This is a genomic window from Saccharothrix obliqua (assembly GCF_019375475.1).
GTDB classification, from domain to species: Bacteria; Actinomycetota; Actinomycetes; order Mycobacteriales; family Pseudonocardiaceae; genus Actinosynnema; species Actinosynnema obliqua.
Genome location: NZ_JAHXGQ010000011.1, coordinates 154574 through 177782, shown reverse-complemented (window position 1 = coordinate 177782; position 23209 = coordinate 154574). Strand labels below are relative to the sequence as shown.

Genomic DNA, 23209 nt, shown 5'->3' with positions numbered 1-23209 from the left:
ATGTCCCGCCGACTCGTCGCCCTCGTCCTCGTACTCCCGCTGCTGGCGCTCCTGCTGGTGGTCGCGGACAGCCCGCTGCGGGGTCCGGGTGGTCCGCCGCCGGACGCGCCGACGGCGTTGGTCGCGCTGGGTGACAGCACGATGTCCGGCGAGGGCGCGGGTTCCTACGAGCCGGGCACCGACGGCGAGAACGACAACTGGTGCCACCGCTCGGAGCACGCGTCCGTGCGCAAGACGGCGGTCGCGGGTGTCGAGAAGGTGTTCAACCTCGCCTGCTCGGGCGCGAACGCCGAGCAGGTCGGGCTCACCGACCAGGTGCGCAACAACGAGGGCTCGCAGGCCGCGCGGCTGGCGGAGATCGCTCGTGCGCACCGCGTGACGACCGTGCTGGTCGCGGTCGGCGCGAACGACGACCCGCGGTTCGGCGACGTGCTCGGCGCGTGCCTGCGTGCGTGGTTCGACCGCGCGGACTGCTCGCGCGCGATGGGCGACGAGTGGCGTGACCGCGTGGACCGCATGGTGCCGAAGGTGGTGAGCGCGCTGCGCGACGTCCAGCGGGTCCTGCGGGACGAGGGCTACACGCCCCGCTCCTACACCCTGGTCCTCCAGTCCTACGCCGCGCCGGTCGGGCCGGACCTGCCGTTCGACCTCCAGAACCTGTCCGGTTGCCCGCTGCGCACCGGTGATCTGCGGTGGGTGCGGGAGAAGGCGGTCGGCGAGCTGTCGGCGGGTCTGCGGGAGGCGGCGTCGGCGGTCGGCGCGCGGTTCCTCGACCTGTCGCGGGCGGGTGAGGGGCGCGAGGCGTGCGCGGGTGGGCGGAACCCGGACCGCGAGTGGTTCACCCGCCTCACGGTCGACTTCGACGGCCTGCGCGACGAGGCCCGCGCCCGTCACGCGCTCCAGGAGTCGTTCCACCCCAACGCCCGGGGCCACGAGCAGTTCGGCCGGTGCATGTCGGAGTTCCTGGCCACGTCGGCCCGTTCCGCGTCGTGCGTGGCCGGCGACGACGGCGACCTCCGGCCCGTGCCGGACGGCGACTAGCGCTCGGGGATCGGGGCCACCCCCGCCGGCGCGGGGACGAGGTGACGCACGGCGTGGCGGTCGCGCTGGACCTTGGGCCACCCCCGCCGGCGCGGGGAAGGCGGTCCCTGCCCGGTCACCCTACTGCCCCTACCGCGGGGTGGGGTGGTTCTCGTCCGGGTCTCCCGGCTGCGGCGTCACCCGCAGTTCCGCGATCTCCTCCGCGCTCCAGAAGTCGGTGCGGGCGGCCAGGTACTCGGCCGCCTCGGCGGTGCTCCAGCCGTGTGCCTCTCGCAGCCCCTCCCGCAGCATCACCAGGTACGGGCCGGACGGGCGCGTGTGCTCGACATCCCCGGCCCGCCACGGCGCGGTGAACGTCAGCGCCGGGAACCCGTCGAAATCGCCCAGGTGCAGCAGAGTCTCGTACCGGCCCGGCCCACGCCGCACGCGACCCGCGGCGATCACGGCCGCCAGGTCCAGCGACGGTCCGGGTTCCCGGTACATCTCCTGCTCCGCGACATCCGCGAACTGCTCGGCCGTGATCAAGTAAGCACGCACCGCCGCCTCGCCCGGGAGATCGGTGTCGAGGAACGCCCGGCCACCACCCCACACCGGCGACCAGGTCGCGAAGTACACGCCGCCCGGCACCCGCAGTCCGCGCACCGCGACCGGCGGGCTCCCGTCCCGACAACCCGGGTAGCCGCGCGCGGCGCCCTCCGGCGTCCCGCCGGCCAGGTAGCAGTCGAACCGCGCCGAGCGCATGTTCGACCCGTAGCTCACGTACCAGACCCGGTCCACCGATCACCCGCCCGCCACTCGTCTTCAAGGATGGCGTAGATGAACTCCTCGCCCCACGAACCCTTGAACACCTCGTTGTGGCGGAAGTGGGCTTCGCGGCGCATCCCAAGGCGTTCCATCACGCGCCAAGACGGTTCGTTGAACGCGTCGCACGACGCCACGATGCGGTGCAGGCCCAGGTTGTCGAAACCCAGCGCCAGCATCGCCCGCGACGCCTCGGTGGCGTAACCGCGACCGTGGTGGTCGGGGTGCAGCACGTAACCGATCTCGCCCTGCCGGAACTCCTCGTGCAGCCACTTGAGAACGGTCTCGCCGATCACGACCCCGTCCCGCTCGACGGCCAGCGACAGGTGCTCCCCCTCCTTCTCCGGCCACGTGACCGCCAACTTCCGCGCCAGGCTCTCCGCGCTCTCCTCCGGCGTCTTCGGCCCGCCGTACAGGTAACGCATCACGTCTTCCCGGGACTGCCACGAGTACAGGACCGCTTGGTCGCCCGCGGTGAACGGGCGCAGCAGCAGGCGTTCGGTGCGGATCGGGTAGGAGGGTTTGGTCACCTGTCCCAATTTACGCAGTCACAGCTCCGCGAGAGCGCCGACCGGCGACTCCACGCAGTCCGCGACGAACCGCAGGAACCCGCCCGCCGTGCCGCCGTCGCACACCCGGTGGTCGAACGACAACGTCAGCTCCGCGACCTTCCGCACGGCCAACTGCCCGTCCACCACCCAGGGCCGGTCCGCGATCCGGCCGATGCCGAGGATCGCCGCCTCCGGGTGGTTGATGATCGCGGCCGAGCCGTCGACACCGAACACGCCGTAGTTGTTGACCGTGAACGTGCCGCCGGTCAACGACGCGGGCGTGATCCGCCCTTCCCGTGCCGACGTGGCGAGTTCGGAGATCTTCGCGGCGAGGGCGGACGTGGTGAGCGTGTGCGCGTCGTGCACGACGGGCACCACCAGGCCGCGGTCGGTCTGCGCGGCGAAACCCAGGTTGATCTCGTCCAGGACCACGACCTCGTCGCCCTCGACGCGCGAGTTCAGCTCCGGGAACTTCCGCAACCCCAGCACGGTGAACCGGGCGAGCAGGCCGAGCAACGACACCGACGGCATGGCCGCCCGCGCGGCGACCAGCCCGGTGGCGTCGACGTCCACCCACACCGTCGCCTCGGGGATCTCCCGCCGCGACGTGGCGAGCTTCCGCGCGACCGCGCCACGCACCCCGGTCAGCGGAATGCGCCGCCCGGACCGACCCAGCTCCCGCTCCACGTCGGCACGCCGGATCACCCCGCCCGGCCCGGTGCCGGGGATGCGCTCCAGCGCCAGCCCGTGTTCCCGCGCCAGCAGCCGCACCAGCGGTGAGATCACCTTCGGCGCACCCGCGTGGCCATCGCCGCCGCCGGCAGGAACCGGTTCAGCCCGACGACCGGCCCGGCGACGCCGGGGCGGATCGCTGGTGCCGTACCCGACGAGCACGTTGCCGGACCCGCTCACAGCCGATTCGGACTCCGCTTCCGATTCGGGTCCGGAAGACGGTTCCCCCACCGACAGGAGCACGGCGCCCACGGCCAGCTTCTCCCCCGGTTCGCCGTACCGGGCACGCACCACGCCCTCGAACGGGCACGGCACCTCCACCACGGCCTTGGCCGTTTCGACCTCCACCACCGGCTGGTCGATCGTCACGCGATCACCAACGGCCACCAGCCAGCCGACGATCTCCCCTTCGGTCAGCCCTTCACCCAGGTCCGGCAACCGGAAGTCAGGCACCGTAAGCCTCCACGACCTCGTCGTCCCACTGGAGGCGGGCCACCGCGTCCAGGATGCGGTCCACGTTCGGCAGGTGGTGCTCCTCCAGCTTCGGCGGCGGGTACGGGATGTCGAAGCCGGTGACCCGCAGGACCGGCGCGTGCAGGTGGTGGAAGCAGCGCTCCGTCACGCGCGCCACCACTTCCGCGCCGTACCCGCCGAACCCGGACGCCTCGTGCACCACGACGGCGCGGCCGGTCTTGCGGACCGACGCGCACACCGTCTCGTCGTCGAACGGGGTGAGCGTCCGCAGGTCCACCACCTCGACGTCCCACCCCTCCTCGACCGCCGCGTCCGCGGTCTCCAGCGCGGTCGCGACCATCGGGCCGTAGGCGATGAGCGTGACGTCCGAACCGGTTTTCCGCACCAGCGCGCGGTCCATCGGCACGGCCGGACCGGACAGCTCGCCCTTCGCCCAGTACCGGCGCTTGGGCTCCAGGAAGATCACCGGGTCGGGCGAGGCGATCGAGTCGCGCAGCAGCCGGTAGGCGTCGTCGGGGGTGCCGGGCGTGACGACGGTGAGGCCGGGCGTGTGCGTGTAGTACGCCTCCGACGAATCGCTGTGGTGCTCCACGCCGCCGATGCCGCCGCCGTAGGGCACGCGGATCACGACGGGCAGCGACACCTTGCCCCCGGTCCGGTTGCGCAGTTTCGCCAGGTGACTGGTGATCTGCTCGAACGCCGGGTAGGCGAAGGCGTCGAACTGCATCTCCACCACGGGCCGCAGGCCGTTCATCGCCATGCCGATCGCGGTGCCGACGATGCCCGACTCGGCCAGCGGCGTGTCGAACACCCTGGTTTCACCGAACCGGTCGGCCAGCCCGTCGGTCACCCGGAACACGCCGCCGAGCGCGCCCACGTCCTCGCCGAACACCAGCACGCTCGGGTCGTCGGCAAGCGCGTCGGCCAACGCCCGGTTCAGCGCTCCCGCCATGGTGACGGTCATGCCGTTTCCCCCGCGAGCGCCGCCGCCTGCTCCCGGAGCTGCCGGGTGGGCGTGGCGTAGACGTGCTCGAACATCGACGCCGGGTCGTGCTCCTGGTCGGTGTTGAGGCGGGCGCGCACCGCTGCCGCGAACTCCTCCGCCTCGGCCGCCACGGCGGCCTTGCGCGTCGCGTCGAGCAGGCCACGCGAGGTCAGGTAGCTCTCGACGCGGTCCACGGGGTCGCGGTCCAGCCACGCCGCCACCTCGTCGGAGGTGCGGTAGCGGGTGGCGTCGTCGGCGTTGGTGTGCGCCTCGATGCGGTACGTCCGGGCTTCGATCAACGTCGGGCCACCCGATTCCAGCGCTTCCCGCACCACGGCGTACACGGCCGCCGCGTCGTTGCCGTCGACCAGCACCGACGGCACGCCGTAGCCGATGCCCTTGTGCGCCAGGGAAGGCGCGGCGTTCTGCTTGGACAGCGGCACGCTGATCGCGTAGCCGTTGTTCTGCACCAGGAAGACCACGGGTGCTTGCCACACCCCCGCGAAGTTCAGCGCTTCGTGCGTGTCGCCTTCCGAGGTGGCGCCGTCGCCGAGCATCACCAGCGCGGCCGTGTCCTCGCCCTTGAGGCGCGCGGCGTGCGCGAAGCCCACGGCGTGCAGGGTGTTCGTGGCCAGCGGCGTGCACTGCGGGCCCACGCGGTGCTCGTACGGGTCGTAACCGAGGTGCCAGCCGCCTTGGAGGAGGGTGAGCGTGCCGGCGGGGTCGACGCCCCGGGTCACGAGCGCGACCGAGTCGCGGTAGGTCGGGAACAGCCAGTCGTGGGCGCCCAGCGCGAGCACCGCCCCGACCTGGCACGCCTCCTGGCCGCGGGACGACGGGTAGACCGCCAGCCTGCCCTGCTTGGTGAGGGCGGTGGCCTGGGTGTCGAAGCGGCGGCCGATCACCATGCGGCGGTGCAGCTCCAGCAGGACCCCGTCGTCCGGCATCGCCAGCGGCGGGTCGGCCACCGGTGAGCCGTCCTTGTTCAGCAGCGACAGCGGCTCCGCGGTGGGCAGCAGCGAACGCTCCCTGGTGTGGACCATGGGCTCCTCCGGCGCTCGTGGTGGCGGGTGACGGCATGATCCGGCTCACACCGGCCAATGTTCCAGGTCCGGGGCGCAAACCTGGACGTTCGGCCGCGCAAGCGGGTTAACCTCGACCGCATGAAGTCCGGACCTGGACATTCGGCACCGCTGGACGAGACGGATCGGCGCATCGTGGAGGAGCTGCGCGCCGACGGCCGCCTGTCCATGCGCGCCCTCGCGGAACGGCTCCACATCTCGCGGGCGAGCGCGTACTCACGCGTGGAGCGCCTGCACCGCGACGGGGTCATCGCCGGGTACACGGCCGTCGTCGACCCGGAGCGGTACGGGTTCGGCATCTCGGCCTACGTGTACCTGAAGATCAGCCAGCACTCGTGGAAGGCCGTGCGGCAGCGCGTGCTGGAGATACCCGAGGTCTGGCACGGCGCGCTGGTGTCCGGTGACTACGACCTCGTGCTGCTGGTGCGCGCGCCCGACGCGCACAGCCTGCGCGACCTCGTGCTGTCGCGGCTCCAGACGATGCCGGACGTGACGTCCAGCCACACCGTGCTGATCCTGGACGAGCTGCCGACCGACGGCCACCAGCCGAGGTTCTGACTACCAGCCGAACGCCTGCGTCCAGTACACCCCGTACGCGCCGCCGCGGGCCATGCCCACACCCAGTGCCCGCAACCCGCAGTTGAGGATGTTGGCCCGGTGCCCGGGTGACGCCATCCACCCGCGCACGACCTCCTCGGCGGTCCGCTGCCCGGCCGCGATGTTCTCCGCGCCCGGCGAGGGGTGGCCGGCGGCCTTGAGCCGGGCGACGAAGTCCTGCCCGTCCTTGGAGGTGTGGTCGAAGTAGTTCCGGGTGGCCATGTCCTCGCTGTGCGCACGAGCCGCCCGCCCGAGCCGCTCGTCCGCCGCGAGCGCGGGACACCCGTTGGCAACCCGCTCGGCATTGGTCAGGTCGAACACCTCCCCTTCCACCGCCTCCACCGAGCCACGCACCCCTGCCGACCCGACATCGCCTTCCCCGGCTCCGGCCTCCGGCACCGGCAGACCGGTCGCCACGGTGGTCGTCGGAATACCCGATTGGGGAACGGCGCGGAATTCCATCTCCCCGCAGCCCGTCAGCACCAGGCAGCCGACAACGCAGCACAGGGCGAGGCGGACGAGGACACGGCTCTTGCGCGGCACGCGGTAACCCCTGCTCCAACGGCGGCGGATGGTGCTGGGCAATGCGGGGATGATGTGGTGACCGCCCGTGCTTGGCGCAGGGTAAGCACGGGCGGTCACCGCACCGATCGAGGAACCGGGCGGCCGGGCAGGAGGGGAGAGCGCTGCGGTCGACCTCAATTCCGAGAATCGACCTTAGCCACGTCACCACAATTGTCAACACACCGTTTATTTAAGGAACATTTAAAGTTCGCACAAGGTGGCCGAAAGAAATCGCGGGCTAGCCTTGCTGCTCCGGCAGCCGGGTCAGGTGCAGTTGGACCCGGGTGCCGCCGAGCGGGCCGCGGTCGACGACCAGCGAGCCCCCGGTGGACTCGGCCGCGCGGCGGGCGATGTCGAGTCCGAGACCGGTGGAGCCGGCGCTGCTGCTTCCACGGCGCAGCGCCGACTCCAGGTCCTCGATACCCGGCCCCGCGTCCTCGATGACGATCACCACGTACCCCGGCCGGTGGAACAACGCGACCGCGAAGCCCACGCCCTCGGGCGTGTGGCGGAAGACGTTGCCCAGCACCGCGTCCATCGCCGCCGCCAGGTCGGACCGGGTCAGCGGCACGTACGCGGGCCGTTCGGTGCCCCGCAGGTTCCAGAGCCGTTGCTGGTCGTCGGCGAGGGCCGACCAGAACACCAGCCGGTCGTGCACCACCTGCGCCGCGTCGCACCGCCCGCCCGCCGGGTCGTCCAGTTCCCGCCGGGCGGCCCGGATCAGCTCGTTGACCTCGCGCTCCAGCGCGTGCACGGCCTGCCGGACCCGGTTGGCGTTGCTGTCCGCCCCCAGGGTCTCCGAGTCCAGCCGCAACGCGGTCAACGGCGTCCGCAGCCGGTGCGACAGGTCGGCGAGCAGTTCCCGCTCGGCGGCCATCAACTGCCCGATCCGGTCGGCCATCCGGTTGAACGCGCCCCCGGCGTCCACCAGCTCCGGCGGCCCGGTGGGCGTCACCCGCGCGTCGAGGTCGCCCTGCTCCATCCGCAACGCGCCGTTCGCCAGCTCCTTCGACGCCTTGACCACCCGCGAGCCGAGGCGGTCGGCGACCAGCACGGAGCCCAGCACCAACGACACCGCAACACCGCTCAACGCCAACCACGCCGACGTCACGCCACGCGTCAGGTCGCCCTCCGGCACGTACGCCTCGACAACGACCACACGTCCCTTGTCCAACACCACGGGCTGCATGTGCACACGCCCATCCGTCACGGCCGCGGTGAACGACCGCCCTTCCTCCCGCGCCACCCTCAGCAGGTCGGGGGTGGCCTTCACCGCTCCGATCACGTCGCCGTCGGCCAGGTGCACGCCGACCCGGCCCCCGGTGGTGGCGATGGCCTGCTCCACCGCGGCGGCGTCCGAGGTGATCGCCAGCACCGGCACCAACGCCACCGCCTGCCGCTCCGCTTCGGTCAGCGCCCTGTCCTCGGCGAGCTGGCGCACCACCGTGGCCAGGGGGATCAGGAAGGCGAACGCCACCATCGACGTGACGGCGAGCGAGACCAGCGCAAGCGACCTCCTCACTCGGCCGCCGTCAACTTGAACCCGACGCCCCGCACCGTGTGCAGGTAGCGCGGCTGCGCGGCCCGTTCACCCAGCTTCCGGCGCAACCACGACAGGTGGACGTCCAACGTCTGGTCGTCGTGCCGACCGGGGAGGTTCCACAGGTTGGCCAGCAACTCGGCCCTCGGCACCACCTTCCCCGCACGCGCGGCCAGGTAGGCGAGCAGGTCGAACTCCTTGCGCGTCAGGTGCACCTCGCGCCCGGCCAGCCGCGCTTCGCGCCGGTCCAGGTCGATGGTCAACTCCCCGATCCGCAACGGCGCGGTGGACGACGCTTCCACCGCCCGCGCCCGCCGCAGGACCGCCGACAACCGGGCCGCCAGGTGCTCGCTGGAGAACGGCTTGACCAGGTAGTCGTCGGCACCGGCGTTCAACAGCCGGACGATCTCCGCCTCGTCGTCCCGCGCGGTGGCCACGATCACCGGCACGTCGCAGACCCCGCGCATCATCCGCAGGGCGTCCGCCCCATCCATGTCGGGCAAACCGAGGTCAAGCACGACAAGGTCGAACCTGGCGCCGGCAACCTCGCGCAACGCCTCAAGCGCAGTCCCCACAGGCAGCACCGCGTGCCCCAACCCGGTCAACGCGCGGGTCACCGCCGACCGCACCACCGGGTCGTCCTCGACGAGCAGCACCGACACCATGGCGCGCACCGTAACGCCCCACCCCACGACAGGGTGAACGCCACCCGCCACAGACAGCCAGACCGACCGCAAACAGACCGACCGCAAACAGACAGACCACAGACAGCCAGACCACAGATGGACAGACAGACCGGGGGCCTCGCTTCCTCCCGTATGACCTGCCCGCAGGGAACCGCATGTGTCAAGGGGGATCGCGCCGCACCGCCAACCCCGACGACCGCCGATCCCCCTTGACGCATGTGGTTGTCTTTGACCAGGTCATACGGGAGGAAGCGACGCCCTTCCCTCCCCGGAGACCTGCCGCGCGGCGAGCGCTCTCTTTTCTTTTTTCCCTTCCAGCAAGGTCATGCCACGTGCCGGGCCAATCACGACACGGGATGCCACCCACCCCGCGGCCAGGGGATGCCGCCACGGCACCCCCTAAACCACGAACCTCAGAAACCACGAACCTCAGACCACGCGCCTCAGACGACGGTCCGCCCGGCGTCCGCCATGATCAGCTCACCCGTGATGTAGCTGGACCTCTCCGACGCGAGGAACAGGATGATCTCCGCCATCTCGCGCACCTCGGCGAGCCTCTTGAGCGCGGTCGACTCGGCGACCACGTCCGCCACCGGGCCGAAGTCGTTGAGCACGCGGTCGGTCTTGGTGGCGCTGGGCGCGAGCGCGTTGACCCGGATGCCGCTGGGCCCGAACTCCGCGGCCCACGTCCGGGTCAACGACTCCAGCGCCGCCTTGGTCGCGCTGTACGCGGCGGAACCGGGCACGGCCGACACCGTGGCCGAAGTGGACACGTTGACGATGGTGCCCGCGCCCTTGGCGACCATGCCGGGCGCGAGGGCGGCGGTGAGGTGGAACGGCCCGAGGACGTTCAGCTCGAACATCTCCTGGAACCCCTCGCGCGACTGGTCGACGGTCGCCGCGAACGGGTAGATGCCCGCGTTGTTCACCAGGATGTCCACGGGACCGGCATCGGCGGCGAGGGCACGCGCACCGTCCAGAGTGGTCAGGTCGGCGGACACGAACCGGGCGCGGCCACCGTCGCCCTCGATCTCGGCGACCAGCTTCGCGCCGCGCTCGGCGTCGCGGCCGTGGACGACCACCGTCGCGCCCTGGCGGGCGAACAGCTTGGCGGTTTCGCGGCCGATCCCGGAGGTGGCACCGGTGATCAGGGCGAGCTTGTTGTGCAGTTCCACGAAGGTCCCCCAGGGGCTCGTCGGTGACATAGTTCGTATTTCGTAAAACTACGAACACCGTACCTTGATAGGGAACGTTCGCAAACTACATGAGGCGTCGCGCACCGAACTACGTGCAAACGCGGTTGTCGGCCCACTACGTCCGGTCCGAACGTCCCGACGATCTACACCGGACGGTCTACGGATCTTCGCCCGGACTGCCCACACCGCCCGCTCCGCCGCCGGCAGGATGAGCGAGGTGACCAGGGGCATCCGATACTTCGCGGCTTGGTCGGCCTCCACCGCCGTCGCCGTCGTGCTGTCCTACTGGGGCGTCCAGTCCGTGCTGGGCGCGGGCGTCCCGGAACGTCCGCAGCTGGTCGTCGGACCGCAAACGTCAACGGTCCCCACGACGACCACCGCCGCTCCCACGACCACGACAACACCCACCACGACAGAACCCACCACCACGACAACCACCACCACGACAACCACCACGACGACCACAACGGCAGCCATCCCACCGCTCCCCCCGGAGGAGGGCATGTGGACCGAAGAGGACGGCCAACGCGTCTACTTGCGCAGCTTCCGCCTCCAGGGCGGCATGGCGGCGATCCGCTTCGCCCCCCGCGCGATGGACTCGATCTCGGCGACGCCGCGCCAGGGTTACGCCGTCAACGTCGAGAAACCCGCCGACGCCGTCGTGGTCGACTTCGTCTCGGCCGGCCACCGGTCGCGGCTGGAGGCGAGCTGGATCAACGGGCCGCAGTGGCGGGTGATCGAGTCCTGACCCGGGCACGTCCGCCCGGGAGGTGGTTCGATCACGCTCATGGCGCACCCCGGTGAACCACACCACGAAGACCTGTCCGAACGCCTCAACTGGTTGCGCGCCGGGGTGCTCGGCGCGAACGACGGCATCGTCTCGACCGCCGGCCTCGTGGTCGGCGTGGCGGGCGCGACCGCGGACCGCACCACGATCTTCGCGGCGGGTGTGGCGGGGTTGGTCGCGGGTGCGTTGTCCATGGCGGGCGGGGAGTACGTGTCGGTCAGCACCCAGCGCGACACCGAGCGCGCGGCGCTGGAGCTGGAGCGGCGGGAGCTGCGGGAGATGCCGGACGAGGAGGAGCGCGAACTCGCCGACATCTACCAGGACAAGGGCTTGTCGCCCGACCTGGCCACGCGGGTCGCGCGGGAGCTGACCGAGCAGGACGCGCTGCGCGCCCACGCCGAAGCCGAACTCCAGATCAACCCCGACAGCCTGACCAGCCCGTGGCACGCGGCGTGGGCGTCGCTGGTGGCGTTCGCGGTCGGCGCGACCATCCCGCTGGTGGCGATCGTGCTGCCGCCGAACGACTTCCGGGTGTGGGCGTGCGGGCTGGCGGTCGTGGTCGGGTTGGCGCTCACCGGGGTGATCAGCTCGAAGCTGGGCGCGAGCAGGCCGTGGCCCGCGGTCCGGCGCAACGTCGTGGTCGGCGTGCTCACCATGGTCGTGACCTACTACGTCGGGCTCCTCTTCGGGGTGACCCTCGGCTGATTGACAGGTGTGAAACCCGCGCGAGCGGGGTAACCCGGGCCGACTCGTGCGCGTCGGGCGCGACGAGACCCCGGAGCGGAGGTGCCCCGCCATGGCCCCGACCACCTTCTTCGCCCCGCGGACCGTGCGTGCCGAGCGACGGCTCTGGGTGCTGCTGTCCGCGCTCTTCTCCCTGGTCGCCGGGGTCAACGCGGTGTTGGCGCTCCGCGAGGCCGAGTGGTGGCAGGGCGGGGTCGCCGCGTTGGCCGCCTTCGCCGCTGTCGGGTGCCTCAAGGTCCGGGGATAGGAACCCGCCGAGCACCCACCCGACACCTCCGGCACTCCCCCGGCACTGCTCCATCCGGCCGTAACCCGCTGGTCGGACGGATGTCAACCACCCGTGGGATTCGCCACGACGCCCTGTCGGACTAGAGCCATCACCGCGAATTCACATTATCGTCACAAGACCCCGGCAACCCCGGTGCACGGCCCCACGCGCTGACGGCCCCATCCAGGCCCCGGCGCGCGCTCTTGGAAGTGCAGTTTCCCGCACAACGGAGTGCGGTTCCCACGCCGTCGGTTCCCCGGCGTGGACCCACAGCAAGCCACGCAGGCCGCTGCCACGCGTCGACGAAGCGCGTCCCGGCAGTCGGCCATCTCCGTTTGCCCAGAAACGCCTACTCAGGCGCTGCCACGGGAGGGCCCGTCGTGACCCACCACCACAAGCCGCGGGGGCTTTACGACCCGCAGTTCGAGCACGACGCCTGCGGCGTCGCGTTCGTCGCCGACCTGGCCGGTCGGCGCAACCACGCGATCGTCGCGCAAGCGCTGGTCGCCCTGCGCAACCTGGAGCACCGGGGCGCACGCGGCGCCGAGCCGGACACCGGCGACGGCGCGGGCATCCTGATCCAGGTGCCGGACGCCTTCTACCGCGAGGTCGTCGGCTTCGAGCTGCCGGAACCCGGCGGGTACGCGGTCGGCACCGCGTTCCTCCCCCACGACCCCGGCGAGAACGCCCGCGTGCGGGCCGAGGTCGAGCGCATCGCCGCGGAGGAGGGCGCGACCGTCCTGGGTTGGCGCGAGCTGCCCGTGGACACCGCGCACGTCGGCCCGACCGCGAAGACCACGATGCCCGCGTTCGCCCAGCTCTTCCTCGGCGGCGAGGAGGGGCTGGAGCTGGAGCGCCTGGCGTTCGTGGTGCGCAAGCGCGCCGAGCACGCCACCGACGTGTACTTCCCGAGCCTTTCCGGGCGCACCGTCGTCTACAAGGGGATGCTCACCGAACCCCAGGTGGAGAAGTTCTTCCCCGACCTCACCGACGGGCGGGTGACCAGCTCCATCGGCCTGGTGCACTCCCGGTTCTCCACCAACACGTTCCCGTCGTGGCCGCTGGCCCACCCGTACCGGTACGTGGCGCACAACGGCGAGATCAACACGTTGCGCGGCAACCGGAACTGGATGGACGCGCGTGAGTCGACGTTGCGCACCGACCTGATCCCGGGCGACCTGGAGCGGATCTTCCCGGTGATCACGCGTGGCGCCAGCGATTCCGCCTCGTTCGACGAGGTGCTGGAGCTGCTGCACCTGTCCGGGCGGAGCCTGCCGCACGCGGTGCTGATGATGATCCCCGAGGCGTGGGAGAACCACACCGGGATGGACCCGCAGCGGCGGGCGTTCTACGAGTTCCACGCCACCCTCATGGAGCCGTGGGACGGACCGGCGCTGGTGTCGTTCACCGACGGCACCCTGATCGGCGCGGTGCTGGACCGCAACGGCCTGCGTCCCGCGCGTTACTGGGTCACCGAGGACGGCCTGGTGGTGCTCGGCTCCGAGGCGGGCGTGCTGGACCTCGACCCGGCGACCGTGGTCCGCAAGGGCCGCCTGGAACCGGGCCGGATGTTCCTGGTGGACACCGCGCGCGGCCGGATCGTCGACGACGAGGAGATCAAGGGCGAGCTGGCCGCCGAGCACCCGTACCGGGAGTGGGTGGCGGACGGCGTCCTGCACCTGGCCGACCTGCCCGCGCGGGAGCGCGAGGTGCCGACGCACGCGTCCCTGGTGCGCCGCCAGCAGGCGTTCGGCTACACCGAGGAGGAGCTGTCGCTGCTGCTGCGGCCGATGGCGCTGACCGGCGCCGAGCCGATCGGCTCGATGGGCAACGACGCGCCGTTCGCGCCGCTGTCGGACCGGCCGCGCCAGCTCTTCGACTACTTCACGCAGCTGTTCGCCCAGGTGACCAACCCGCCGCTGGACGCGATCCGCGAGGAGCTGGTGACCAGCCTGCACGCGACGCTGGGCGCGGAACCCAACCTGCTGGCCGCCGACGCGTCGTCGTGCCGCCGGATCGCGCTGCCGTTCCCGGTGCTGGACAACGACGAGCTGGCGAAGCTCGTGCACGTGGACGACGACGGCGAGCTGCCGGAGTTCCGGACGCACGTCGTGCGCGGCACCTACGAGGTGGCGGGCGGCGGTGACGCGTTGATCGGGCGGCTCGCCGAGATCAGGGTGGAGGTGTCGGCCGCGATCCGCGCCGGCGCGCGCCTGGTCGTGCTGTCCGACCGCGGTGTGGACGCCGCGCACGCGCCCATCCCGTCGCTGCTGCTGACCGGCGCGGTGCACCACCACCTGGTGCGGGAGAAGACCCGCACCCGGGTGGACCTGGTGGTGGAGGCGGGCGACGCCCGCGAGGTGCACCACGTGGCGCTGCTCATCGGGTACGGCGCGAAGGCCGTCAACCCGTACCTGGCGATGGCGTCCGTGGAGGAGATGCCGGAGCTGGACGCGAAGACCGCCACCCGCAACCTCATCAAGGCGCTCGGCAAGGGCGTGCGGAAGACGATGTCCAAGATGGGCGTGTCGACCGTCGCCTCCTACACCGGCGCGCAGATCTTCGAGGCCATCGGCCTGGGGTCCGAGGTGGTCGACTCGTGCTTCACCGGCACCACGTCGCGGCTCGGCGGCATCGGGTTCGACGTGATCGCCGAGGAGGTCGCGCGGCGGCACCGGCTCGCGTTCCCGCCGGACGGCGTCCGCGCGCACCACCGGGAGCTGGAGGTCGGCGGCGACTACCAGTGGCGGCGCGAGGGCGAGGCCCACCTGTTCAACCCGCGGACCATCTTCAAGCTCCAGCACGCCACCCGCAGCGGTCGGTACGAGGTCTTCAAGGAGTACACGAAGGCCGTCGACGACCAGTCCCGCAAGCTGATGACGCTGCGCGGCATGTTCGCGTTCAAGGAGACCACGCCCGTCCCGATCGAGGAGGTGGAGCCGGTTTCCGAGATCGTGCGGCGGTTCGCCACCGGCGCGATCTCCTACGGCTCGATCTCCCGCGAGATGCACGAGGTGCTCGCGATCGCCATGAACCGGTTGGGCGGCAAGTCCAACACCGGTGAGGGCGGCGAGGACGCCGAGCGGTTCACACCGGACGCCAACGGCGACTCGCGGCGTTCGGCGATCAAGCAGGTGGCGTCCGGCCGGTTCGGCGTCACCAGCGAGTACCTGGTGAACGCCGACGACATCCAGATCAAGGTGGCGCAGGGCGCGAAGCCCGGCGAGGGCGGGCAGCTCCCGGGCACCAAGGTGTACCCGTGGATCGCGCGGACGCGGCACTCCACGCCGGGCGTGGGCCTGATCTCGCCGCCGCCGCACCACGACATCTACTCCATCGAGGACCTGGCGCAGCTCATCCACGACCTGAAGAACGCCAACCCGGCGGCCCGCGTGCACGTGAAGCTGGTGTCCGAGGTCGGTGTCGGCACGGTCGCGGCGGGCGTGTCCAAGGCGCACGCCGACGTCGTGCTGATCTCCGGCCACGACGGCGGCACCGGCGCGTCGCCGCTGTCGTCGATCAAGCACGCGGGCGGGCCGTGGGAGCTGGGGCTCGCCGAGACGCAGCAGACGCTGCTGGCGAACCGGCTGCGCGACCGGATCGTGGTGCAGGCCGACGGCGGTCTCAAGACCGGGCGGGACGTGGTGATCGCCGCGCTGCTCGGCGCGGAGGAGTTCGGCTTCGCCACCGCTCCCCTGGTGGTGTCGGGTTGCGTGTTGATGCGCGTCTGCCACCTCGACACGTGCCCGGTGGGCGTGGCGACGCAGAACCCGGAGCTGCGCGCGCGGTTCGCGGGCCAGGCGGAGCACGTCGTCAACTTCTTCGAGTTCGTCGCGCAGGAGGTCCGGGAACACCTGGCGGCGCTGGGTTTCCGGACGCTCGCCGAGGCCGTCGGCCACGCCGAGCTGCTGGACACCGCTGCCGCGGTGGACCACTGGAAGGCGTCCGGGCTCGACCTGTCGCCGATCTTCCACGTGCCCGAGCTGCCCGCGGGCGCGGCGCGGTGCCGCACCACCACCCAGGACCACGGGCTGGCGAAGGCGTTGGACAACACGCTGATCCAGCTCGCGGAGGGCGCGATCGCGTCCGGCGACCGGGTGCGGCTGGAACTGCCGGTGCGCAACGTGAACCGCACCGTCGGCACCATGCTCGGCTCGGCCGTCACCAAGCGGTGGGGCGGCGCTGGGCTGCCGGACGACACCGTCGACATCACGTTCACCGGCACCGCCGGGCAGTCGTTCGGCGCGTTCCTGCCGCGGGGCGTCACGTTGCGGTTGGTCGGCGACGCCAACGACTACGTCGGCAAGGGCCTGTCCGGCGGGCGGATCACGGTGCGGCCCGCGCCGGGCGCGCAGTTCGCCGCCGAGCACCACGTGATCGCGGGCAACGTGATCGGCTACGGCGCGACCGGCGGCGAGGTCTTCCTGCGCGGCAAGGTGGGCGAGCGGTTCTGCGTGCGCAACTCCGGCGCGCTGGCCGTCGTCGAGGGCGTGGGCGACCACGGCTGCGAGTACATGACCGGCGGCCGGGTGGTCGTGCTCGGGCCGACCGGGCGCAACTTCGCGGCGGGCATGTCCGGCGGTGTCGCCTACGTGCTCGACCTGGTGGCGCGGCAGGTCAATCCGGACATGGTCGACGTCGACCCGCTGGACGAGGAGGACCGCGAGTTCCTGCGCTCGGTCGTGGAGCGGCACTACGCGGAGACGGAGTCGGCGGTCGCGCACGCGCTGCTGGCGGACTGGGACCTGAACGCGGACCGGTTCGCGAAGGTCATGCCCAAGGACTACAAGCGGGTGCTGGTGGCGCGGGCGAGGGCCGAGCGCGAGGGCCGGGACATCGACGAGGCGATCATGGAGGCCGCTCATGGCTGACCCGCGCGGTTTTCTCACCACGGAGCGGGCGACGCCCCGCAGCCGGCCGGTGTTCCTGCGGCTGCGGGACTGGCGGGAGGTGTACGAGGAGTTCGAGCGGCCCCGGCTGGAGGGTCAGGCCGGGCGCTGCATGGACTGCGGCGTCCCGTTCTGCCACCAGGGCTGCCCGCTGGGCAACCTGATTCCGGAGTGGAACGACCTGGTGTGGCGGCGGGACTGGCGGGCCGCCGCCGAGCGCCTGCACGCCACCAACAACTTCCCGGAGTTCACCGGGACGCTGTGCCCCGCGCCGTGCGAGGCGGCGTGCGTGGTCGGGATCAACGGCGACCCCGTCACGATCAAGCGGGTGGAGATCTCCATCGTGGACCGCGCCTGGGACGAGGGCTGGGTGACGCCCCAGCCGCCGGTCACCCGGACCGGCAAGCGCGTCGCCGTGGTGGGCTCCGGTCCCGCCGGGTTGGCCGCCGCGCAGCAGCTCACCCGCGCCGGGCACGACGTGGTGGTGCTGGAGCGGGCGGACGCGATCGGCGGCCTGCTCCGCTACGGCATCCCCGAGTTCAAGATGGAGAAGTGGCGGCTCGACCGCCGCCTGGAGCAGATGCGCGCCGAGGGCACCGAGTTCCGCACCAACGTCGACGTCGGCGTGGATCTGCCGGTGGAGGACCTGCGCGCGTCCTACGACGCCGTGGTGCTGGCGGGTGGCGCGACGGCGTGGCGCGAGCTGCCCGTGCCGGGGCGCGAGCTGGCCGGCGTGCACCAGGCGATGGAGTACCTGCCGTGGGGCAACCGGGTCGCGCGCGGCGAGGTCGACGTGCCGCCGATCACCGCGGCGGGCAAGCACGTGGTGGTGATCGGCGGCGGTGACACCGGCGCGGACTGCGTCGGCACCGCGCACCGCCAGGGCGCGTTGTCCGTGACGCAGCTGGAGATCATGCCCCGGCCGCCGCGGGTGCGCGCCGCGCAGCACCCGTGGCCGACCTACCCCGCGTTGTTCCGGGTGACCTCCGCGCACGAGGAGGGCGGCGACCGGCTGTACTCCGTGTCCACGGTGGAGTTCCTGGGTGACGGCGACGGCGCCGTGCGCGCGTTGAAGCTGGTCGAGGTGGACGACCGGTTCCAGCCGGTGCCGGGCACCGAGCGGGAGATCCCGGCGCAGCTCGTGACGCTCGCCATGGGCTTCGTCGGTCCGCAGCGGGCCGGGTTGCTCGCGGAGCTGGGCGTCGAGCTGGACGCGCGTGGCAACGTGGCGCGGGACGAGTCGTTCGCGACGTCCGCGGCCGGTGTGTTCGTGGCGGGCGACATGGGTCGCGGCCAGTCGCTGATCGTGTGGGCCATCGCGGAGGGCCGCTCGGCGGCGGCCGGCGTCGACGCGTACCTGACCGGTCGGCACGTGCTCCCGCGGCCGATCGAGCCGACGGACCGGCCGATCTCCTGAGACCCCCGGCGGGTGCGGACGACGGGGTCCGCGCCCGCCGGGTCCTCAGCCGGCGGCGGTGAGCCTGATGTCCACCACCCGCAGGGGTTTGCCGAGCAGGTCGTGCGCCGACCACCCCGGGTCCGCGCCGGTCCACGACACCGACCCGCAGCCGAGCACCACGCCGCCCACGTCGGGTGGCAGCGCGCCGGGGAACGCGACCGTGTGGCGCACCGCCGCGCCACCGCCCGGCACGTCCAGGAAGAACCGCTCCCGCACGACCTCGAACAACCCGTCCAGCCGCAGCTCCACGCCGTCCGTGCCCATCAGGCGGCAGGAGTCGACCACGCTGACCTTCGCCGCCAGCGCGCTGCGGTTCACCGCGGCCACGGTGACCTTGGTGAAGTGCGCCGTCACCGCGACCTGCTCGACGGTGACCACCAGCGGGCCGATGCCGCCGGTGGCGGGTGAGACGAGCCGGTCCGCGACGACCGCTTCCCGCGCCGTGACCCGGTCGACCGCGGCGGTGCCCAGGTAAGCGCCCGCGCCGCACACGAGCAGCAGCACGAGGGCCGCCCGCACCACCGGGGCACGCCGCTCGCGCAGCACGCGCACGAGCAGCGGCACCACGCCCATCGCCACCGCGCACCCCGCGGCGGTCAGCGGCGTCGCGGTGGGTTCGACGACCTCGACCACGGCCGTCACGACGAGGGACAGCACCAGGAAGCGCAGGGCCCGGCCCGTGGTGAGGAGCCGGCCACGCGGGCGGGGCGGCGGCCCGGTCCGGCGGGGCGCGCGGCGGGGTTCCCGACGCGGCTCCCGGAACGGTTCCCGGAGCGCTTCGCGGTGGGCGTCCCGGTAGGACTCCCACTGCCGCTCCCGGTAGTCCGGGTCCGCGACCTGGTGCGGCGGGTGCTTCGGGACCGATCCGCCCCGGGAAGTGCTCATCACGGCCCCCACGTCGTGTCCGCAACGGTGGCACCCCACAGCGTGCCGACCACCGCGGCCCGCGGGCCGACGCACACGCCGGGAACCACTCGGTCGTGGGAAGTCCCGCCCCCTGCCGCCCAGCACCCCGAGCCGTTCAACACACCGAGCCGTTCAACACACGTCGCGGAACGGCACAGGCCGCCGTTCAACGCGATCCGGTCGGGCAACCGGGCCGGGCAGCCGCGCGTCTGCCCGGCCCGCCGCGCCACGTCACCGGCCGGTCGGCCGGTCCGTCGCTAGCGGCAGACCTTCCACGCGAGGTGGTAGATGGTGTCGAAGTTGCCGTCGGTCGAGTCCATCGTGATGAAGCTCGTCGTGGTCGCGGGGTTGGAGGTGCCCGCGTTCGCCCGCAGTTCGGTGTTGATGTTGAAGTTCCGGCGCTCGCCGCACGGGTGGTAGACGATCGCCGCCAACTCGGTGGTGTCGGTCGCCTGCCAGTCGTCGCTCAGCGGGCCGTTGTAGGTGTGGGTCTTGTAGTTCGTCGGCGACATGCCCTGGAAGTAGTAGTTCGCCCGCTCCACCCCGGACGCGCCCTTCTCCAGGTGGGCGAACCCGCGGTAGTCGGCCTGCGCTATGCCGTAGGTGAACCCCGACGGCACGTTGACTCTCAGGTTCAGCTGGCAGTTCTTCCGGAAGTCGGTGGGCGACGCGCCGACTCCGACCTTGGCCGTGAACTCGCTGTAGGTGACGGTGAACGCCTTGTTGTCCGGCGAGACCGCCACGGCCGCGGTGCCCGTGGGACACCCCGAGCCGTTGACGGTCACGACGTCGATGGTGATGTGGTCGGTCGGCGGGGTGGTGCCGGGCGCGCCTCCCGGGGGAAAGACGATCACCGACGCCGCCAAGGCGGTCGCTGCCGCGAAGTTGAGCATGAAAGCACCTTCCGACTAGTTCTGCGCGACGGCGGCAACTGGTGGTGCTGTGCCCGCGGCGGCGGTTGTCGGGAAAGCGCTAGCAGCGCTTCCAGGAGAAGTGGTATCGAGTGCTGACGTTGCTGTCGGTCGAGTCCATCACCATGAAACTCGTCCCACGTGAACTGCCCGCCGAGACGCGCAGCTCGGTGTTGACGTTGAACAGGCGCCGCTCACCGCACGGTGCGTAGACGATGGCGTCCCACTGCGTGGTGTCGGTGGCCTGCCAGTTGTCGCTGAACGGGCCGTGGTACGAGTGGCTCTTGCGCGCGGTCGGCGACATGCCGGTGAAGTAGTAGTTGCCCTGCTCCAGCCCGGTCGCGCCCGACTGGAGGTGCGCGAAGCCCCGGTAGTCGGCCTGGGCGATGCCGAACGTGAAGCCCTGCGGGTAGCTCAGTTGCAGGGTGAGCTGGCAGTTCTTCCGGAAGTCGGTCGGTTCCGCGCCCGCGCCCGCCTGGGCGAGGTACTCGCTGTAGGTCACGGTGAACGACGTGCGGTCCTCCGACGCGGCGACCGCCGCGGTGCCCGCCGGGCACCCCGAGCCGTTGACCGTCAGCACGTCGACCCGGACGTAATCCGGCGCGGTCTGCTCCGCCGCGGTGCCCGCGGGAACGACCGCGGCCAACGCGAGGGCGGCCGCCGCCAATGTGGTCAGCATGGATGGCCTTTCTGCTGCGTGGTGACGCGGCGGCGCGCCGAAAATGTAGCGCAAATTTAACGCCGGCCCGTTCCGCCAACCGGGTGGCGAGCCGTTTTCAAACGTTCGCGCACGGCCGGCGGAATTTCCCACGACATCCGATGACCACATCTCGGGCGACTGCGGTTTCGGAGGTGACCACAGATTTCCGGAAAAACTGTTCCTCCTGTTCGGACGCGACCCGCGCGGATTAATCGGGACGGGCCGCCACCACCCGGCGGATCAGTTCCACCATTTGCGCGCGCTCGGCGGGGTCGAGCACGTCGAACCACCGCGCTTCCCGCGCGTTCTGGTGGGGGAACACCCCGGAGACCGCCGTGCGCCCCTCCTCGGTGAGCGCGACGAACACGACCCGCCGGTCGTGGTCGTCCCGCCGCCGCTCCACCAGCCCGGCCCGCTCCAGCGTGTTGATCAGGTTCGACATGGCCGACCTGGTGGTGCCGGACAGGTCCGCCAGCCGCGCGGGCTGGGTCGGGCCGAGGATCCACAGCTTGAACATCAACCGGAAGCCCGGCATGGTCCAGCCCTGCTCGCGGTGCACCAGCGCCTCGTAGTCCGTGATCATCACGTACGCGAGGTGGAGCACGTTGTACGAGAGGCCGAACGCCTCCGCGTCACCACCTATCTCCGCGATCCGGTGCCGGGCGAACCGCTCGTAGTCCTGTTCCGTCGCCACGTCGTCGGCGACGGGCAATTCCTGCTCTGCCACCTGCGCATCCTCGCAGGGCGGGCCGGTCCGCGGGACGTGAATGCGGCACACTTGCCGACGTGCTGGGGAGGAAGCGGTTCGGCGTGACGGCGGCGGTGGCGCTCGCCCTGGCCGCCGCTGCCTCGCTGGCCGCGAGCTTCGACCTGGTCACCGGGGACGCCGCCGTGGCGCTGGACGACCTGGCGCAGCTCGCCACCGGTCTGTTCGCGACCACCGCGTGCTGGTGGACGGCGCGCCGGGCGAGCGGCCCCGACCGGGCCTGGCGGGTGCTGACCGGTTTCGGCGCGTTCGGCTGGTCGGTCGGGCAGGCGCTGTGGACGTGGTACCAGCTCGTCGAGGAGCGGGCCGTGCCGTCGCCGTCACCGGCGGACGCGGGTTACCTCAGCATCGTGCCGTTCACGTTCGCGGCGCTGCTGGTGATCGGCTCCCACCGCCGCTCGGGCACGCCGGACGCGTTGCTCGACCGGCGGTCGCGCAGCGCGCGGGTGGTGCTGCTGCTGGACGGCCTGATCGTGGTCGGCTCGCTGTTCCTGCTCACCTGGACCACCTCGCTGGGCGGTCTGGTGGCGGTGGGCAACCCGAGCACGGCGGCGTTCCTGGTGGCCATCGCCTACCCGCTGACCGACCTGGTGCTGCTGGTGATCGTGGTGGTGCTCAGCGCCGACCGGAAGGTGGTGCTGCGCCCGCAGCTGCGCCTGCTGGGGCTCGGCGTCGTCGGGCTGGCCGCGTCGGACCTGGCGTTCGCCTACCTGGTGAGCGTGCGGGCGCCGGAGGTGCCGCCGCTGGCCAACGCGGGTTTCGTGGTCGGCCCGGTGCTGATCGGGCTGGCCGCCCTCGCGCCGCCACCACCGCGTGCCGCGCCCGTGCGCACCACCCGGTCGTGGCAGTGGGCGTACCTGCTGATGCCCTACGTGCCGCTGCTGGTGAGCAGCGTGCTGGTGCTGCGGCGCACGGTGATCGGCGACCTCGCGCCGTTGGACGCGGTGGAGATCGGGTGTGGTTTCACGGTGTTCGTCGCGGTGATCCTGCGCCAGCTCGCGACCATCGTGGACAACACCCGGCTGGCCGCGATGCTGCGGGAGTCCGAACGGACGCTGGCCCACCAGGCGCACCACGACCCGTTGACCGGGCTGGCCAACCGGGCGTTGTTCGAGCGCCGGCTGGAGGAGGCGATGGCCGACCGCCACTCGCCGTTCGGCTTGCTCTTCGTGGACCTCGACGACTTCAAGTCGGTGAACGACGAGGCCGGCCACGCGCGTGGTGACGAGCTGCTGGAGCAGGTCGCGCACCGGTTGCGGGGGTGCGTGCGGGACACCGACGTGGTGGCCCGCCTCGGCGGTGACGAGTTCGGGGTGCTGGTGGAGGGCGTGGACGAGCCGGAGAAGGTGGCGTTCCGCATCCTCGACGCGCTCGGTGACGAGATCAGCGCCAGCGTCGGCGTGGTGGTGTGCGCCGACCCGGGCCCCGAGGACACCGCGCAGTCCGTGCTGCGACGTGCGGACCAGGCCATGTACGAGGCCAAGCGCGACGGCGGCCGGGGCCTGGTCATCCACCACCCCTGACTGGGAC

Annotated in this window: 21 protein-coding genes; 8 read left to right on the top strand and 13 right to left on the bottom strand. The window is 71.7% G+C overall.

What is annotated here, in order from left to right; all coding sequences use genetic code 11:
- A complete protein-coding gene (locus tag KZQ38_RS29345; protein ID WP_219446504.1) occupies positions 1–1041 on the top strand; it encodes a GDSL-type esterase/lipase family protein in 1041 nt (346 codons plus the stop codon).
- Positions 1042–1170: 129 nt separating this feature from the next.
- Here KZQ38_RS29345 and KZQ38_RS29340 read toward each other — a convergent pair whose 3' ends face one another.
- The 5 genes from KZQ38_RS29340 to KZQ38_RS29320 are packed head-to-tail and all read right to left on the bottom strand — an operon-like array spanning position 1171 to position 5627.
- On the bottom strand, positions 1171–1818 hold the full coding sequence (locus tag KZQ38_RS29340) for a histone deacetylase (protein WP_219446502.1): 648 nt from the start codon (positions 1816–1818) through the stop codon (positions 1171–1173).
- Positions 1797–2372 (bottom strand): GNAT family N-acetyltransferase, encoded by a 576-nt coding sequence (locus KZQ38_RS29335; protein ID WP_219446501.1) that lies wholly within the window; start codon positions 2370–2372, stop codon positions 1797–1799. The genes KZQ38_RS29340 and KZQ38_RS29335 overlap by 22 nt, the downstream gene beginning before the upstream one ends.
- An 18-nt stretch (positions 2373–2390) precedes the next feature.
- The gene (locus tag KZQ38_RS29330) at positions 2391–3578 is read right to left on the bottom strand and encodes a dihydrolipoamide acetyltransferase family protein (protein ID WP_219446494.1); all 1188 of its coding nucleotides are present in this window, start codon (positions 3576–3578) and stop codon (positions 2391–2393) included.
- On the bottom strand, positions 3571–4563 hold the full coding sequence (locus KZQ38_RS29325; protein ID WP_219446492.1) for an alpha-ketoacid dehydrogenase subunit beta: 993 nt from the start codon (positions 4561–4563) through the stop codon (positions 3571–3573). Before KZQ38_RS29325 ends, KZQ38_RS29330 begins: the two co-directional genes overlap by 8 nt.
- Complete coding sequence (locus KZQ38_RS29320) at positions 4560–5627, bottom strand: thiamine pyrophosphate-dependent dehydrogenase E1 component subunit alpha (RefSeq protein ID WP_219446490.1); 1068 nt, start codon at positions 5625–5627, stop codon at positions 4560–4562. Before KZQ38_RS29320 ends, KZQ38_RS29325 begins: the two co-directional genes overlap by 4 nt.
- 120 nt (positions 5628–5747) lie before the next feature.
- Here KZQ38_RS29320 and KZQ38_RS29315 point away from each other — a divergent pair, with 120 nt between their 5' ends.
- On the top strand, positions 5748–6224 hold the full coding sequence (locus tag KZQ38_RS29315; RefSeq protein WP_219446489.1) for an Lrp/AsnC family transcriptional regulator: 477 nt from the start codon (positions 5748–5750) through the stop codon (positions 6222–6224).
- Here KZQ38_RS29315 and KZQ38_RS29310 read toward each other — a convergent pair whose 3' ends face one another.
- From KZQ38_RS29310 to KZQ38_RS29295, 4 genes are all read right to left on the bottom strand, one after another.
- Positions 6225–6848 (bottom strand): CAP domain-containing protein, encoded by a 624-nt coding sequence (locus KZQ38_RS29310; protein WP_257902506.1) that lies wholly within the window; start codon positions 6846–6848, stop codon positions 6225–6227.
- Positions 6849–7065: 217 nt separating this feature from the next.
- On the bottom strand, positions 7066–8349 hold the full coding sequence (locus tag KZQ38_RS29305; protein ID WP_219446487.1) for a sensor histidine kinase: 1284 nt from the start codon (positions 8347–8349) through the stop codon (positions 7066–7068).
- Positions 8346–9032 carry a response regulator transcription factor gene (locus tag KZQ38_RS29300; protein WP_219446485.1) on the bottom strand — a complete coding sequence of 229 codons (687 nt, stop codon included), beginning with the start codon at positions 9030–9032 and terminating at the stop codon, positions 8346–8348. The genes KZQ38_RS29305 and KZQ38_RS29300 overlap by 4 nt, the downstream gene beginning before the upstream one ends.
- A 464-nt stretch (positions 9033–9496) precedes the next feature.
- Positions 9497–10228, bottom strand: coding sequence for an SDR family NAD(P)-dependent oxidoreductase (locus tag KZQ38_RS29295; protein WP_219446483.1), 732 nt, complete (start codon positions 10226–10228; stop codon positions 9497–9499).
- A 238-nt stretch (positions 10229–10466) separates the two neighbouring features.
- On the opposite strand from KZQ38_RS29295, the gene KZQ38_RS29290 reads away from it, so the two are divergent.
- From KZQ38_RS29290 to KZQ38_RS29270, 5 genes are all read left to right on the top strand, one after another.
- Positions 10467–10997, top strand: coding sequence for a hypothetical protein (locus tag KZQ38_RS29290; RefSeq protein ID WP_219446481.1), 531 nt, complete (start codon positions 10467–10469; stop codon positions 10995–10997).
- 39 nt (positions 10998–11036) lie between these two features.
- A complete protein-coding gene (locus tag KZQ38_RS29285; RefSeq protein WP_219446479.1) occupies positions 11037–11741 on the top strand; it encodes a VIT1/CCC1 transporter family protein in 705 nt (234 codons plus the stop codon).
- A gap of 91 nt (positions 11742–11832) precedes the next feature.
- Positions 11833–12027, top strand: coding sequence for a hypothetical protein (locus KZQ38_RS29280; RefSeq protein WP_219446477.1), 195 nt, complete (start codon positions 11833–11835; stop codon positions 12025–12027).
- 401 nt (positions 12028–12428) lie between these two features.
- Positions 12429–16919, top strand: coding sequence for a glutamate synthase large subunit (gene gltB / locus KZQ38_RS29275; protein WP_219446475.1), 4491 nt, complete (start codon positions 12429–12431; stop codon positions 16917–16919).
- Positions 16912–18354 carry a glutamate synthase subunit beta gene (locus KZQ38_RS29270; protein WP_219446473.1) on the top strand — a complete coding sequence of 481 codons (1443 nt, stop codon included), beginning with the start codon at positions 16912–16914 and terminating at the stop codon, positions 18352–18354. The genes gltB and KZQ38_RS29270 overlap by 8 nt, the downstream gene beginning before the upstream one ends.
- A 45-nt stretch (positions 18355–18399) precedes the next feature.
- Here the strand turns inward: KZQ38_RS29270 and KZQ38_RS29265 are convergent, their stop codons facing one another.
- From KZQ38_RS29265 to KZQ38_RS29250, 4 genes are all read right to left on the bottom strand, one after another.
- Entirely contained in the window at positions 18400–19281 is an 882-nt protein-coding gene (locus KZQ38_RS29265) for a hypothetical protein (protein WP_219446470.1), read from the bottom strand.
- A gap of 278 nt (positions 19282–19559) precedes the next feature.
- On the bottom strand, positions 19560–20195 hold the full coding sequence (locus KZQ38_RS29260; RefSeq protein WP_219446468.1) for a DUF4360 domain-containing protein: 636 nt from the start codon (positions 20193–20195) through the stop codon (positions 19560–19562).
- 79 nt (positions 20196–20274) lie between these two features.
- The gene (locus KZQ38_RS29255; RefSeq protein ID WP_219446467.1) at positions 20275–20892 is read right to left on the bottom strand and encodes a DUF4360 domain-containing protein; all 618 of its coding nucleotides are present in this window, start codon (positions 20890–20892) and stop codon (positions 20275–20277) included.
- Between the two features lie 229 nt (positions 20893–21121).
- Positions 21122–21640, bottom strand: coding sequence for a MarR family winged helix-turn-helix transcriptional regulator (locus tag KZQ38_RS29250; protein ID WP_219446466.1), 519 nt, complete (start codon positions 21638–21640; stop codon positions 21122–21124).
- A gap of 59 nt (positions 21641–21699) precedes the next feature.
- On the opposite strand from KZQ38_RS29250, the gene KZQ38_RS29245 reads away from it, so the two are divergent.
- Positions 21700–23202, top strand: a complete 1503-nt coding sequence (locus tag KZQ38_RS29245) for a GGDEF domain-containing protein (RefSeq protein ID WP_219446464.1) — start codon at positions 21700–21702, stop codon at positions 23200–23202.
- The last annotated feature ends 7 nt before the right edge of the window (positions 23203–23209 follow it).

Coding starts and splice junctions, on each gene's coding strand:
- KZQ38_RS29285 (WP_219446479.1), top strand. CDS start 11,037: ATGGCGCACCCCGGTGAACCACACCACGAAGACCTGTCCGAACGCCTC.
- KZQ38_RS29300 (WP_219446485.1), bottom strand. CDS start 9,032: ATGGTGTCGGTGCTGCTCGTCGAGGACGACCCGGTGGTGCGGTCGGCG.
- KZQ38_RS29345 (WP_219446504.1), top strand. CDS start 1: ATGTCCCGCCGACTCGTCGCCCTCGTCCTCGTACTCCCGCTGCTGGCG.
- KZQ38_RS29270 (WP_219446473.1), top strand. CDS start 16,912: ATGGCTGACCCGCGCGGTTTTCTCACCACGGAGCGGGCGACGCCCCGC.
- KZQ38_RS29255 (WP_219446467.1), bottom strand. CDS start 20,892: ATGCTGACCACATTGGCGGCGGCCGCCCTCGCGTTGGCCGCGGTCGTT.
- KZQ38_RS29265 (WP_219446470.1), bottom strand. CDS start 19,281: ATGAGCACTTCCCGGGGCGGATCGGTCCCGAAGCACCCGCCGCACCAG.
- KZQ38_RS29315 (WP_219446489.1), top strand. CDS start 5,748: ATGAAGTCCGGACCTGGACATTCGGCACCGCTGGACGAGACGGATCGG.
- KZQ38_RS29260 (WP_219446468.1), bottom strand. CDS start 20,195: ATGCTCAACTTCGCGGCAGCGACCGCCTTGGCGGCGTCGGTGATCGTC.
- KZQ38_RS29280 (WP_219446477.1), top strand. CDS start 11,833: ATGGCCCCGACCACCTTCTTCGCCCCGCGGACCGTGCGTGCCGAGCGA.
- KZQ38_RS29320 (WP_219446490.1), bottom strand. CDS start 5,627: ATGGTCCACACCAGGGAGCGTTCGCTGCTGCCCACCGCGGAGCCGCTG.
- KZQ38_RS29325 (WP_219446492.1), bottom strand. CDS start 4,563: ATGACCGTCACCATGGCGGGAGCGCTGAACCGGGCGTTGGCCGACGCG.